The sequence below is a fragment of the Rhizobium sp. X9 genome (assembly GCF_018873185.1).
Taxonomy (GTDB): Bacteria; Pseudomonadota; Alphaproteobacteria; order Rhizobiales; family Rhizobiaceae; genus Agrobacterium; species Agrobacterium oryzihabitans.
In genome coordinates, this window is record NZ_CP071311.1 from 2,791,042 (window position 1) to 2,804,865 (window position 13,824).

General features: G+C 59.9%; 14 protein-coding genes and 1 riboswitch. Of the genes, 3 read left to right on the plus strand and 11 right to left on the minus strand.

What is annotated here, in order from left to right; translation table 11 throughout:
* Nucleotides 1–34: 34 nt before the first annotated feature.
* Nucleotides 35–1,072 carry a cobalamin biosynthesis protein CobW gene (gene cobW, locus JZY08_RS13420; protein WP_216330412.1) on the minus strand — a complete coding sequence of 346 codons (1,038 nt, stop codon included), beginning with the start codon at nt 1,070–1,072 and terminating at the stop codon, nt 35–37.
* On the minus strand, nt 1,069–1,494 hold the full coding sequence (locus JZY08_RS13425; RefSeq protein ID WP_216330413.1) for a DUF1636 family protein: 426 nt from the start codon (nt 1,492–1,494) through the stop codon (nt 1,069–1,071). Before JZY08_RS13425 ends, cobW begins: the two co-directional genes overlap by 4 nt.
* Before the next feature lie 119 nt (nt 1,495–1,613).
* Nucleotides 1,614–1,831, minus strand: a riboswitch (cobalamin riboswitch).
* Nucleotides 1,832–1,966: 135 nt separating this feature from the next.
* Here JZY08_RS13425 and cobO point away from each other — a divergent pair.
* Together cobO and JZY08_RS13435 are read left to right on the plus strand one after the other, a co-directional pair.
* Complete coding sequence (cobO, locus tag JZY08_RS13430; protein ID WP_216330414.1) at nt 1,967–2,584, plus strand: cob(I)yrinic acid a,c-diamide adenosyltransferase; 618 nt, start codon at nt 1,967–1,969, stop codon at nt 2,582–2,584.
* 1 nt (nt 2,585) lies between these two features.
* Entirely contained in the window at nt 2,586–4,043 is a 1,458-nt protein-coding gene (locus JZY08_RS13435; protein WP_216330415.1) for a cobyric acid synthase, read from the plus strand.
* Here JZY08_RS13435 and cbiB read toward each other — a convergent pair.
* Complete coding sequence (cbiB, locus tag JZY08_RS13440; protein ID WP_216330416.1) at nt 4,030–4,995, minus strand: adenosylcobinamide-phosphate synthase CbiB; 966 nt, start codon at nt 4,993–4,995, stop codon at nt 4,030–4,032. The genes JZY08_RS13435 and cbiB overlap by 14 nt on opposite strands.
* Here cbiB and cobD point away from each other — a divergent pair.
* Nucleotides 4,994–6,022, plus strand: coding sequence for a threonine-phosphate decarboxylase CobD (gene cobD / locus JZY08_RS13445; RefSeq protein WP_216330417.1), 1,029 nt, complete (start codon nt 4,994–4,996; stop codon nt 6,020–6,022). The two genes, cbiB and cobD, sit on opposite strands and share 2 nt — an antisense overlap.
* Here cobD and JZY08_RS13450 read toward each other — a convergent pair whose 3' ends face one another.
* From JZY08_RS13450 to JZY08_RS13485, 8 genes are all read right to left on the minus strand, one after another.
* Nucleotides 6,023–7,300, minus strand: a complete 1,278-nt coding sequence (locus JZY08_RS13450) for an L-fuconate dehydratase (RefSeq protein WP_216330418.1) — start codon at nt 7,298–7,300, stop codon at nt 6,023–6,025. It lies immediately after the preceding gene.
* A gap of 36 nt (nt 7,301–7,336) precedes the next feature.
* Nucleotides 7,337–7,666, minus strand: coding sequence for an L-rhamnose mutarotase (locus JZY08_RS13455; protein ID WP_216330419.1), 330 nt, complete (start codon nt 7,664–7,666; stop codon nt 7,337–7,339).
* 12 nt (nt 7,667–7,678) lie between these two features.
* The gene (locus JZY08_RS13460) at nt 7,679–8,812 is read right to left on the minus strand and encodes a mannitol dehydrogenase family protein (protein ID WP_216330420.1); all 1,134 of its coding nucleotides are present in this window, start codon (nt 8,810–8,812) and stop codon (nt 7,679–7,681) included.
* Nucleotides 8,809–9,819, minus strand: a complete 1,011-nt coding sequence (locus JZY08_RS13465; protein ID WP_216330421.1) for a zinc-binding alcohol dehydrogenase family protein — start codon at nt 9,817–9,819, stop codon at nt 8,809–8,811. The genes JZY08_RS13460 and JZY08_RS13465 overlap by 4 nt, the downstream gene beginning before the upstream one ends.
* Before the next feature lie 3 nt (nt 9,820–9,822).
* Nucleotides 9,823–10,644, minus strand: coding sequence for an amidohydrolase (locus JZY08_RS13470; RefSeq protein ID WP_216330422.1), 822 nt, complete (start codon nt 10,642–10,644; stop codon nt 9,823–9,825).
* A gap of 4 nt (nt 10,645–10,648) precedes the next feature.
* On the minus strand, nt 10,649–11,662 hold the full coding sequence (locus tag JZY08_RS13475) for an aldo/keto reductase (protein WP_216330423.1): 1,014 nt from the start codon (nt 11,660–11,662) through the stop codon (nt 10,649–10,651).
* 118 nt (nt 11,663–11,780) lie between these two features.
* Nucleotides 11,781–12,722 carry an ABC transporter substrate-binding protein gene (locus JZY08_RS13480; RefSeq protein WP_003492753.1) on the minus strand — a complete coding sequence of 314 codons (942 nt, stop codon included), beginning with the start codon at nt 12,720–12,722 and terminating at the stop codon, nt 11,781–11,783.
* 74 nt (nt 12,723–12,796) lie between these two features.
* Entirely contained in the window at nt 12,797–13,819 is a 1,023-nt protein-coding gene (locus JZY08_RS13485) for an ABC transporter permease (RefSeq protein WP_003492755.1), read from the minus strand.
* Nucleotides 13,820–13,824 lie beyond the last annotated feature (5 nt).

Here is a 13,824-nt window from a genome sequence, read left to right on the forward strand (position 1 = left end):
GAGCACGTCCCGTTTAAACCGGACGTGCTTTATGTCAGGCGGCCAGCATCTGTTCGATCTTTTCGCGGTTGAGGCCCTTCTGGCCGATGACGACGAGGCGGCTGCGGCGCTCCTCACCGGCTGCCCATGGCCGATCGTAATAATGGTTGACACGGCTGCCGACGGCCTGCACCTGCAGGCGCATCGGCTTGGCGGAAACTTCAACGAAACCCTTGATGCGAAGAACGTTTTCCGCAGCAGCAGTTTCCGCGATACGGGTGGCCAGTGCTTCCGGATCGGTCACGGCGGGCAGATCGATGACGAAGCTGTCGAAATCGTCGTGTTCGTGGTCAAGCTCGCCATCATGATGGGTGCGGCGGTTTTCGATATCTTCCTCCACCGCAAGGCCGAGGCCGATCAGAACGGCGGGGTCGATTGCACCATTCGAGGCGACGACGATCTTCGCAGCCCGCGGCAGATGCTCGAGAATATGAGCCTTCGCCTTTTCCAGACCGGCGTGACCAAGGAGATCGGCCTTGGTGAGGACGATGAGATCGGCGCAGGCGACCTGATCCTCAAAAACCTCTTCGACCGGATCGTCGTGATCGAGCGCTTCGTCATTCGCCCGCTGGGCGGCAAGTGCTTCCATGTCATGTGCCACCTGGCCCTCGGCAAGGGCGGCACCATCCACGACAGCCACCACGGCATCCACTGTTACGCGGCTCTTGATGGCCGGCCACTGGAACGCCTGCACCAGGGGCTTCGGCAGGGCGAGGCCCGAGGTCTCGATGAGGATATGTTCCACCTTCGGCTGGCGACTGAGGATCTGTTCAATGGCCGGCTGGAAATCATCCGCGACCGTGCAGCAGATGCAGCCATTGGCCAGTTCGACGATGTTTTCCTCCGGGCAGCTCTCAATGCCGCAGCCTTTGAGGATTTCGCCATCGATGCCGATATCACCGAATTCATTGACGATGATGGCCAGTCGCTTGCCATCAAGCTTTTCGAGAAGACCGCGCAGCAGCGTGGTTTTTCCGGCCCCCAGAAAGCCGGTGACGATGGTGCAGGGAACGCGGTCCAGAAGGGTGCTCATGATCTCTCCTCGGTAAAATCGAATGGGGGAATGCGCGCCACCATGCCGCGCTTCAACGTATCGGGGCGGCCGCGCCAGGGCATCAGGCCATCGGCGGAGGCGGCCAGCATGCGCGCGCCGGTCAGCAGGTCTTCCGCGTCGTCGGGCGTCAGCCCGCCAAAGACATAGGACCAGCCGCCGCCGCCGCGAAGCACGGCGCTGAGGCCGCGTTTGCAATTGGCAAGACAATTGACGGAACGGACGACAATGCCGGATTCCTGCGCTGTTGCCATGACGGCATCCGCAAGACGTGCACCGGGTCGCGGCTCCGCATTGGGATCGGTTTCATCGCGACAGCTGCGGCAGACAAAAACGACGACGCCGGAGGCGTTTTCGCCTTCCGCCTCCGAATTCGCACATGAAGAGACCGCTGTAATATCCAAACCGTTTCGCTTTCCGCGCCTTTAAAAACTCATCGGGGTGCGGATGTCGAAAACGGCATGCGGAAAAGCGCAGAGCCGGCTGTTCGATCTGACCGACTGACCGGAGCACCCCGCCCGGCAGACGTTTTTCCTGAAACGGCAGGTCTCCTGGCTTGCGGCTTTAAAACACCCGGGCACCGCCTTCCCGAACCATCTTTAGAGGTTCAGTGGCTTTACGGTGCGGGCTTGCCGCTTACAGTTGCGGGGGCAGCCACGGAATGACCCCTGTCAGGGCGGAACCGTGTTCCCTCTTAGCTTTTCCCGTTGCCGGGAAAAGACCGTCAGTCCCTTACCCTTAGGCTGAACGGGCGTGGGGGTCAATGCCGCGGCCCGTTGGCTGGCCGCATTGCCGGGTGCGGCAAATTGGGTATAGTCGCCGCTCCGAAAGGCAGGGGCATCCGGCCCCGCGCCGCTGGACGAGAAGGAAAACGCGATGACACGCGACATCAGCGACAGCGCAGCCGAACGCCACCGGCAGAAAATGGTGAACCGCAAGACGGTTCAGGATGCCGAAGTCGCGGAAAAGACCATCGAAAAAGGTCTGCTGATGATCAATACCGGCCCCGGAAAAGGCAAGTCCACGGCGGCTTTCGGCCTTGCTTTGCGCATGCTCGGCACCGGACGCAGGGTGGGCGTGGTGCAATTCATCAAGGGAGCGTGGTCGACGGGTGAACAGCAGGCACTGACGCTCTTCGGTGACAAAGTGGCTTGGCGCACCATGGGCGAGGGGTTTACCTGGGACACGCAGGACCTGAAACGCGATGTCATGGCAGCCGCAAAGGCCTGGGAAGAAGCCAAGGTCCTGATGGCTGACGAAACGATCGGCCTCCTGATCCTCGACGAGTTGAATATCGCGCTGCGTTACGATTACCTGCCGCTGGAAGAAGTCGTCGAAACCCTTTCCAACCGCCGGCCCGATCTGCACGTCATCGTCACCGGCCGCAACGCCAAGCAACCGTTGATCGACGCCGCCGACATGGTGACCGAAATGACCCTTATCAAACATCACTTCAAGGCGGGTGTGAAGGCGCAGGCAGGGATAGAATTCTGACATGACTGCACGCGTGCTGATGTTTCAGGGAACCGGCTCGGATGTCGGCAAATCGCTGATGGTGGCCGGCCTTGCCCGTGCCTTCGTCAAACGCGGCCTGTCCGTCATGCCGTTCAAGCCGCAGAACATGTCGAACAATGCCGCGGTCACCGCCGATGGCGGCGAGATAGGCCGCGCGCAGGCGCTGCAGGCGCGTGCAGCGGGCGTTCCGCTGTCGGTTCACATGAACCCGGTGCTTTTGAAGCCGCAGAGCGAAACCGGCGCGCAGGTGGTGGTGCAGGGTAAAATTGTCGGCAATGCCAAAGCCGCCGATTACCAGCACATGAAGGCCGGGCTGCTGCCGCGCGTGCTGGAAAGCTTCGAGCACCTGAAACAACGGGCCGATCTGGTGCTGGTGGAAGGGGCGGGCAGCGCATCCGAAATCAACCTGCGCGCCAACGACATCGCCAATATGGGCTTTGCCCGCGCGGCCGATGCTCCCGTCATCCTGATCGGCGATATAGACAGAGGCGGGGTCATCGCCAGCCTCGTGGGTACAAGAACCGTTCTCGACCCCGACGATGCCGCGATGATAAAGGGCTTCATCGTCAACCGCTTTCGCGGCGATCCGTCACTGTTTTCGGACGGTATGCGAATGATTGCGGAAAAAACCGGCTGGGCGTCCATCGGGCTTCTGCCGCATTTTTCCGATGCTGCGAAATTGCCGGCCGAAGATGCTCTCGGGCTTTCCGGCCCGGCGCAACACAAGCCCGGTGCAAAAATCCGCATTGCCGTGCCGATCCTGCCGCATATTTCCAATTTCGACGATCTCGATCCCCTCGACATGGAGCCGGATGTGGAGTTGATACGCGTGCGGCCGGGCGAGACCATACCCGCCGATTGCGGGCTGGTTCTGCTTTGCGGTTCGAAATCCACCATCGCCGATCTTGCCGTGCTTAAAAATGCGGGGCTCGATATCGACATCAAGGCGCATGTGCGCCGCGGCGGTTATGTTCTCGGCCTCTGCGGCGGATACCAGATGCTTGGTAAAACCGTTGCCGATCCTGACGGCATCGAAGGGCCACCAGCCGTGGTGGAAGGGCTTGGCCTGCTGGATGTGACGACGGTTTTGACCGGCGACAAGAGGCTCGTCTCCGTGCAGGGCAGGAGTTTCGACGGAGTTAATTTATCCGGCTATGAAATGCATGTCGGCGAAACGACGAGCGTAACGGGCAATCTCCCGTTTTCGAACATCGACGGACATACGGACGGCACGATATCGCCCGATGGCCGCATCTTCGGGACCTATATACATGGTCTGTTTGCGGATGATCGCCAGCGTGGTGCATGGCTTGAGCGGCTTGGTGGAGAAAGCACGGAACTGAACTACGAAGCGCAGGTGGACGCCGTTCTTGATCGCCTGGCGGCCCATATGGAAAACCACCTCGATCTCGACAGACTGCTTTCTATAGCGCGATAAGGATCGCCAGTAACCCGAACAGCCCAATCAGCAAGAAGTCTGCGATCCGCGCCAATCGAAGCGCCGTGCGAATATCGCCGGCAACCAACGCCGCTCTTCCGCCTTCGCCCATGAAGCGGGCTTCGATCATCTGCCCACCGTAGGAACGCGGACCGGCAAGGGCGAAACCGAGAGCACCCGCAAGCGCCGACTCCGGCCAACCAGCATTTGGGGAGCGGTGATGACGCGCATCGCGGCGTATCGCGGCGATGGCTCCGCCCGGCGATGCGCCTTTCACAAAAAATGCCGCAAGTACGAAAAGACCGCCGCTCAGCCTCGATGCCGGCAGATTGACTAGATCGTCCAGCCGCGCCGACGCCCAGCCGAAGGCTTCATGGCGTGGCGAGCGATGGCCGATCATGCTGTCAGCCGTATTGATCGCCTTGTAACCCGCACCACCCGGCAGCCCCAGAAGACCTAGCCAGAGGGAAGGGGCAACGATGCCGTCGGAAAAATTCTCGGCCAGGCTTTCGATCGCCGCCCGGCATATCGCGGCCTCATCCAGCGCCTGCGGATCGCGGCCGACAATCATCGAAACGGCTTTGCGGCCCCCCTCCACCCCCTCGCGCTCCAGTGCGATGGCGACGGCCTCCACATGCTGTTCCAGACTTTTCTGTGCCGGAAGCGACGCCCCGAGCACCGCAACAAGCAACAGACCGAAGGGGAGGAACATAAGAAGCGACTGCGCAAACCATGCGAGAAATACAGTCAGCCCTACAAAAACGACCAGAGCCACAACGCCGGCCGTCTTACGCTGCGAAAATGACGCGCTCTCCCGGTTCCATTTTTTGTCCAGCAGCGCGATAAGCGAACCGATCCAGGTGACGGGATGGCCGATACGTTTGAACAGCCAGTCCGGATAACCGGTCAGGCGTTCGATCACGAGCGACAGGAAAGCGAGAGCAAAGAACATGGGCGAGACAGTACCAGAAAAGGCGCAGACTGCGATCCGTCACGGCGGCAATCTCGGCAGGGCGCGCCTGATGTTTCCTGAAGCGCCGGAACCGTGGATCGACCTGTCGACCGGGATCAATCCGCACTCCTACCCGCATTCGCCCATTCCCGCCAGCGCATTTGCCCGCCTGCCGGAGCCTGATGCAGCCGAAGAATTAAAAGGGCTCGCAGCAGCCTCTTTCGGTGCACCTTCGGCCCGCCATGTTTCGCTTTCTCCCGGCACCCAGATGCTGATGCCATTGCTGGCTCATATCGCGGTCCACCGCGGAGCGAAAAGCGGAGCCGTGCTTTCCCCCGCCTATGCCGAACACGCCCGAACCGCCCGAATGACCGGACTGACTGTGACCGAAGTGGAGGACCTCAGCGGCCTGGCGGCATCTGATTATGCCGTGGTCGTTAATCCCAACAATCCCGATGGCCGTGTTATCGATCGCGAAGACTTGTTGTCCTTGGCCAAGACCCTGCACCGGAAGAGCGGCCTGCTCGTGGTGGATGAGGCCTTCATCGAAACTGGAGGTGCCGAAAGCCTCGCAAATGCTGCCGATTATGAAGCACTGGTGGTGCTGCGCTCCTTCGGCAAGTTTTACGGCATGGCGGGTGTCCGGCTCGGTTTTGCGCTCGCACGTCCCGAGATCGCTGGAGAACTGGAGGCAAGGCTTGGCCCGTGGGCAGTTTCCGGCCCGGCACTGCATATTGCGACGCAAGCCTTGGCGGACAGGGAATGGCAATTCTCCATGCGTCAACGGCTCGCTGAAGAAGCGCAGCGTATGAATGGCCTGCTGCAAAAAGCGGGACTGACGATTGCAGGCGGTACGTCCCTTTTTACTCTTGTGCGTGACCATCGCGCTGCCGAGTTGTTCGATCATCTTGGCCGGCGCGGCATTCTGGTACGCATCTTTGATGAAAGGCCGAACGACATGCGTTTCGGCCTTCCCGGTGCTGAAGAGGAATGGCAGCGCCTCGAAGAAGCGCTGTCATCCTTCTGATTATTCTTCGAACGTATAGGTCTCGATAGACTCCGGCTTCATTTCGATGGAGAAGCCAGGCAGTTTCGGCGGCATGTAAGCAGCATTTCTGATATCGCAGGGTTCGATGAAGTGCTCGTGCAGATGGTCGACATATTCGATCACGCGGCCTTCCTTGGTGCCGGAAACCACGAGGTAGTCGATCATCGACAGATGCTGGACGTATTCGCAAAGGCCGACGCCGCCGGCATGCGGCCAGACCGGCAGGCCGTATTTGGCGGCAATCAGGAGAACTGCCAGCACCTCATTGAGACCACCCATGCGGCAGCTGTCGATCTGCACGACATCGATTGCGCCTTCGGCGATGAACTGCTTGAACATGATGCGGTTCTGGCACATTTCGCCCGTCGCCACTTTCACCGAACCGATAGCCGAACGAATCTTGCGATGGCCGGCAATGTCGTCCGGGCTGGTCGGCTCTTCGATGAAGAAGGGCTTGGCAAAAGCAAGCTTCTTGACCCAGTCGATGGCCTGGTCCACTTCCCACACCTGATTGGCGTCGATCATCAGATAACGGTCGGGACCGATCACCTCGCGGGCGATGGTGAGACGGCGAATATCGTCTTCCAGATCGCGGCCAACCTTCATCTTCACGTGGTTGAAGCCGGCATCGATCGCTTCCTGGCAAAGACGGCGCAGCTTGGCGTCGTCATAACCGAGCCAGCCGGCCGAGGTCGTGTAGCAGGCGTAACCTTCGTTCTTCAGCGTCTCGATCCGCTCCTTCTTGCCACTTTCGGCTTTCTTAAGGATTGCAAGCGCATCATCGCGGGTCAGCACATCGGTCAGATAACGGTAGTCGACGATATCGGCGATTTCTTCCGGGCTCATATCGGCAACGAGCTGCCAGACCGGCTTTCCCGCCTTCTTGGCCAGCAGATCCCAGACAGCATTGACGACCGCGCCGGTGGCGAGATGCATCGCACCTTTGTCCGGGCCGATCCAGCGCAGCTGGCTGTCGCTCGTCAGATGCCGCCAATATTTGCCGGGGTTCTCGGTCACGGTGGCAAGATCGGTGCCAACCACCAGATGGCGCATCGCCTCGATCGCCATGCAGCAGATGTCGTTGCCACGGCCGATGGTAAATGTCAGCCCGTGGCCTTTCAGTCCCGGCTCATCGGTATCGAGGATGACGTAAGCCGCCGAATAGTCCGGGTCGGGATTCATCGCATCCGAACCGTCGAGACTCTGGGAGGTGGGGAAACGCAGGTCGAAAACACGCAGATCTGTAATTTTGGTCATGGCCGTTCACTCGCGGTCAGTGTCAAAGGAAATCGTTCAATCGTGGTGGAAGGTTTCTTCCATCATTGCCCACCACTCGCCTTCCTTTCGGCTTTCGAGCGGTTGCTGGCAGGGAATGGTGAAAGACCACCATTCCTTGTTCTTCGGGCTTGCGGCCATCTTCGCCATGTCGGCGCTGAAATCACTGCCGTGGTACTCCCAATAGCCGAACAGCAGATTTTCCGGCTCGCGCAGGAAGATCGTGTAGTTGCGGATGTTGCAGTCGCTGATCAGCGCCAGAATCTCAGGCCACACGGCGGCGTGCAGTCTTTTATATTCAGCAATCATGTCCGGTTTGACGCCGATGACCATGCCCATACGCTGCATGAAAAAACTCCATTATTGCTTGATGGTGGCGAGCGCCGCACGCAGCTTCGGTTGCGGCAGGTTCAATCCCAGACGTTCCGCAGCAGCGATGATCGGGATGAAGCGACGGCGTTTCTTTTCATCATGATTGCCGGCGATGTCGGCGAGCCGATGCGCGAGAAAGGGATTTCTCAAACGCTCCCGCAGCACACCGATATAGGCCTGCGCCTCATCCCCCATGCCTTCCGCTGCAAAGACCGGCAGCACCTCGTCACGCCAGAGCGTTTCAAGATCGTCGACCAATGCATCATCGGCCATTGCGTGGCGAACCGTCTCGTCTTTTACGCGACCATCCCGCAACCAGCGCTCGGCAAGATAGGAATGGCCGAGATTAAGCAGGAACAGCTTCAGCTTTTCGTAGTGGTCCAGATCATCCGTCAGCACCATTGCCGGGTGGTCGCAGGGAAGGACGAGACCTTCCTGCTTTTCGATGGCCCAAAGTGCATAGGGTTCCGCAACCGCACCAACCGGATCGATTGGCTCGGAGACGATGCGATCCACCAGGCTATTGGCGAAACGGCATTTTTCATTCAGGTAAAAGGCAAATCCCGCTGGCAATTGCCACTCGTCTGCAAGCTGGCGAACAACCGCTTTGAGGCGGTCGCCATTGCGCGGAACAAGCTCGCAGGGGAAGATCGACAGTGCCGCTTCCGGATTGGTCTGAAAACGCTCCAGCAACAGCATGCACAGCTTGGCCGGAAAGCTCTTCGGAACGCGCTCGAAATCGTCGGCGAGATCCGGTCCATCAGACGAATCCAGCTCATAACCGCGATCGCCGGTATTGGACAGAATGACTTCGGCCATGCAGGCAATGCGTCGAACCTCGGCCCAGTCCGTATCCGCCGTCAGCGCCAATGCGACAGCCTTGCCGGAAATTTCTTCATCAACGTCCTGCCCATCGCGAATGCCGCGGATACGCACGGGATAGGGGGCACCGCTATTCAGCGCCGCAACGCGCTTCAGGCTTTCCGCATTGCCCGTCGTCTGGACAATTGCGATGCGCCCGAGAGCTTCGCCTTTGTCCAACGCTTGCGAAATGAACAGATCCGCATGCGCGAGAAGAAAGCGGCTGGTGCCGAATTGCAGGATGGGTGTGTCAGGCGTCATGCGACCTCCACCATGCCCTTGATGACTCCGGCTTTCGGATCGGTCAGCCAGGCAAATTTGGCAGGCACATCGGCAAGCGTCATGCGATGGGTGATGAGGGCTTCCGGCACCTTTCCTTCCCGCAGCGCCTGCAACACCCGCTCGAAATCCTCCGGCGTCGCATTGCGGCTACCGAGCAACGTCGTCTCACGCTTGTGAAACTCCGGATCGTTGAAGGTAATATCGCTGGCGACGATGGAAACCAGCACATAGGAGCCGCCATGGCCGACAAAGGAGAAACCGCGCTCCATGGCTTTCGGATTACCGGTCGCATCAAAGACCGCATCGAAGAAATCGCCATCGGTAATATGTAACAGATGGTCCTTGTCACCCTCGCCAAGCGTCACCGTATGGGCCACGCCGAGATGCTCCTTGCAGAAATCCAGCCGGTCTGTGCGCCCGTCAATCATTGTCACTTCGCCGCCATCGAGAACGGCGAAAACCGCAACCGCCATGCCGATAGGACCGGCGCCGACGACCAGAACCTTCTGCCCTTTTTCAACCGCGCCACGGCGCACGGCATGCGCGCCGATCGCCAGAAATTCCGTCATCGCCGCCTGATCGAGGCTGAGGCCGTCCGCCTTGAGCACGAACTGTTGCGGGACACTCAGATATTCGACCATGCCGCCATCGCGGTGAACGCCGAGCACGCCGATATTGCAGCAGCAATTGCTCTTGCCCTTCAGACAGGCACTGCATTTTCCGCAGGAAATATACGGAATGACGGTGACGACATCGCCAACCGAGAGATGGCTGCCTTCCGGCGCCTCCTCTACCGTGCCGGAAAGCTCGTGGCCCATGATGCGCGGATAGGAAAGATAGGGCTGGTTGCCGGTAAAGATATGCAGATCCGTACCGCAGACACCGATGCGGCGAATGCGTACCAGCACGTCACCTTCGCCACGCACGGGTTTCGGCAGTTCCTTTGGGACGAGTTGACCGGGGGTCTCGCAGAAAATTGCCAGCATGCATCACCTGTGGGAAAGGGAATAAAAACGAATGGCATTGTCGCCAAAGACTGCCGCATGGTCCTGCGCCGGGACGATATCGCGGCAGAAATCCAGCCATTCCTGATAATCGCCGGCCAGTCGCACGACCGGCCAGTCGCTGCCGAAGATCACGCGGTTGCCGCCAAACAGCTCCAGAATGGTTTCTGCATAGGGCCGCACCGCTTCGGGCTTCTGTTCGCCGCGCTCGGTCAACAGGCCGGAAAGCTTGCAATGAAGGTTGGGAAGGGCCGCCAGGGCCGCCATATCCCTGCGCCATTCCCTATAGTGACCGGTGGCGATAAGTGGCTTCGCGCCATGATCAATCACAACAGGCAATTGCGGATGCCGGCGGGCAAAAGACAGGAGATGCGGCAGATTTGGCGGCAATACCAGCGCATCGAACACGAGCCTGTGTTTCACCAGCGCATCCACGGCCGGGTCGAGCGCCGGATCGTCGATCCAGGTGACATCCTCCAGGCCTTGCAGCATCGGGCGTACGCCCTTGAAAGCCGGATGTTTCGCCCGGCGCGCGATCTCTGCTGCCGCATCAGCGGACTTCATGTCCACCCAGCCAACCACACCCCTGATGAAATCCGTTTGCTCCGCCAGTTCCAGCATGAAATCCGTATCGGCCGCATCTTCCATCGTCTGCACCAGCACCGTGCCGGAGACCCCGGCCGTAACCAGCAGAGGCGACAGATCGGCCGGCAAAAAATCCCGGTAGATGGCGGAGAGAGACGGCGGCGGCCATTGCCCGGCGCGGTCCTTCATCAGCCAGAAATGCTGGTGAGCGTCGATGATCATGGCCTCAGGCCCTTCCGCCGGGCACAGGCGCGCCTTCGGAGATCAGGCCGCGCTTTTGCAGCTCGGCCCAGAATTCATCCGGGACCGCCTGTTCGAACCATTCGATGTTGGAGGCAAGCTGCTGCGCATTGCGCGCGCCGGAGACGACCGTGACGGAGGCTGGATGACCGAGCGGAAATTGCAGCGCGGCCGCCTGCAGGGAAACGCCAACTTCGTCGCAAACGCCCTGCAAGGCATCCACACGGGTGATGATGTCGGCAGGCGCGTCGGCATAATTGAATTTGCGGTTACCGGCCAGAATGCCAGAATTGAACGCACCGGCGACCACGATCGCAACGCCGGTTTCCGCGCAGCGGTTCATGAAGGCGAGGCTCTGCTGCTCGAGCAGCGTATAGCGGCCGGCGAGCATCGCAACATCGATATCGAAAACATCCATGGCGTCGCGGACGATTTCCCACTCGTTGACACCAAGGCCGATGGCGCCCGTCGACCCTTCGTCGCGCAGCTTGCCAAGCGCCCGGAAGCCGCCGCCGCTTGTCAGCTGCTCCCAGTAATGCTGCTGCTTCTCGCCATGTGTGTAGGAACCGATATCGTGCACATAAAGAATATCCGGCTTCAGAACGCCGAGCCGTTGCTGGCTGGCTTCGAAGGACCGCAGGATACCGTCATAGGAATAGTCATAGACCGGACGGAAGGGCAGGGGCGCAATATAGGCGTCCTCTTCCGGGCCAACGGTTGCATCCGGAACCATGACGCGACCGACCTTGGTGCTGAGCGTGTATTCACCACGGTCATGCTCCGTCACCATGGTTCCAAGACGGCGCTCCGAACGTGTGTACCCGTAAAAAGGCGCGGTATCGAAGTAACGAATGCCGCATTCCCATGCCTTGTCGAACGCGCCTTTGGATTCCTCGTAGGGCGTGACGCGGTAGAGATTGCCCATCTGGGCGCAACCAAGGCCCATCAGGGTGACTTCGACGGCTCGGCGCGGCAATTTACGGGTATCGGAGACTTTCATCGCGGGGCTTTCTGATTTTTAGCAGATCGGGATGGCGAAAAACGGTGAGCGGTTTTCGCCTGAAATCCCGCATCTCAAAATTTTGAGGCGCGCCGCCAAAGCGGCGCGCCGTCACGCATCAGTAAAGAACGTTCTTGGCTTCCGGCTTCTCGATATTGTCCTTGGTGACAACAACGACGCCAGTGTCGACGAACTTCTCGACCTTTTCCTTGTTGATGAGCTTGGAGATGGTCTCCACGCCCTTTTCGCCCATCTGGTAGGAACCCTGAACAACGATGCCGGCGAGCGTGCCGTCCTTGACGAAGCCCTGAAGGTCCTGGTTGCCGTCAAAACCGATGCCGACGACCTTGCCCGCCTTGCCGGTCTGGGCAAGCGCACGGCCAACCCCGATGGCGGTCGGCTCATTGGCGCCGAAGATGCCCTTGAGATCGGAATTGGCGGCCAGAACGTCGGTCGTCTGGTTCAGCGCCGTCGCCATCTGCGACTGCGAATAGAACGGGCCGACGATCTTCAGGTTGGAATTCATCTGGATGTAGTCGGTGAAACCACCGACACGGCCGATTTCCGAACCGGCACCGGCCACGTAAGACATGACGGCGATCTTGCCTTCCTTGCCAACCTTGTCGATCAGCGCCTGCGCTGCCAGTTCGCCGGCTTTCTTGTTATCGGTCGCGAGGAAGGACTGGTAATACTGCTCGGAACCCTGAGCGAGCTGCGAGTCGATCAGAACCACGGGAATGCGGGCCTCCCAGGCCTTCTTGACGGCCGGCACCAGCGCATCCGGATCGGAAGGGGCGAGAACGATGCCTGCGACCTTACGGTTGATCGCGTTTTCGACCATGTTGACCTGGTCGGCGATGGCGGATTCGGCAGCCGGACCCTGGAAGGTCATGGTGTTGCCGGAAGAGTTCTTCATCGCCGCATCGGCGCCCTTCTGGACGTTCTGCCAGAAGGTGGAGTTGACGGTTTTGACGATGACGGCGATTTCGCCGGCCTGCACGGTGGAGACGCTCCACAGCGCGATTGCGGATGTCAAAAGGGCAGTCGCAATTTTCTTCATTTCTTCCTCCGTGATGTCGGCATACCGGGCCTCCCCTGCCGATCTTTTTGCGGAAAGGGTCCGCAGCCCTTTGATCAGCGGCGGTTTCGCAACTGGTCGATCCAGACGGTGACCAGAATGACGAGGCCGATGATGATCTGTTGCGTGAAGGCGGAGACGCCATTCATATTGAGACCGTTGCGCAGGATGCCGATGACAAAGGCACCGATGGCCGTGCCGGAAATCGTACCCACGCCGCCGATGAGCGATGTGCCGCCGATGACGGCGCTGGCGATTGCATCCAGCTCATACATCACGCCCTCATTCGGCTGGGCGGTGACGAGGCGCGACATCAGCACGCAACCCGTCAACCCTGCGAGCGTGCCGGACAGGATGTAGGTGAAATTGGTGACGCGGGCGACGTTGACGCCGGAAAGACGTGCGGCTTCCGCATTGGAGCCAACGGCATAGATATGACGGCCGAGGATCGAGCGGTTGAGCATGAAGGAGACGGCAAGTGCAATCACCACCATCAGGATGACAGGGTAGGGAATGCCCGGGAACACCACGTTCGGAAAGCCGTCATCACCGATGTTGACGATGCGGAAGAGAGCGCCATTGCCAAGTTCGCCGAAGGATTCGCCAAGACCGGAAACCGCGCGCGCGCCGGTGATCTGCAGCGCCACGCCGCGGGCAATCAGCATCATGCCGAGAGTGGCGATAAAGGGCGGCAGCTTGAAGCGGGTAACCAGAAGGCCGTTGATGAGACCGCAGAGCGACCCCGTCAGAACACCGAGAAACATGCCGACCGGCACCGGCATGCCAAGTTCCTTCACCGCAAGGGCGGCGACGACCCCCGCCAGGGCAAGCACAGAGCCGACGGAAAGATCGATGCCGCCGGTGATGATGACGCAGGTCGCACCGATGCCGAGCAGGGCGATGGACGTGACCTGAAGCGCAATGGTCATGGCATTGTTGACGGAGAAGAAGGCGCTGCTGGTGGCGGAAAACACCATAACCAGCACAACTAGACTGCCAAGCGCCGCAAACTTCTGGATAATATCCTTCTGGCGGTCGCTGAAGGCGAAGCTCTTCTTGGGTTCTGCAATATTAGCCATGTCGT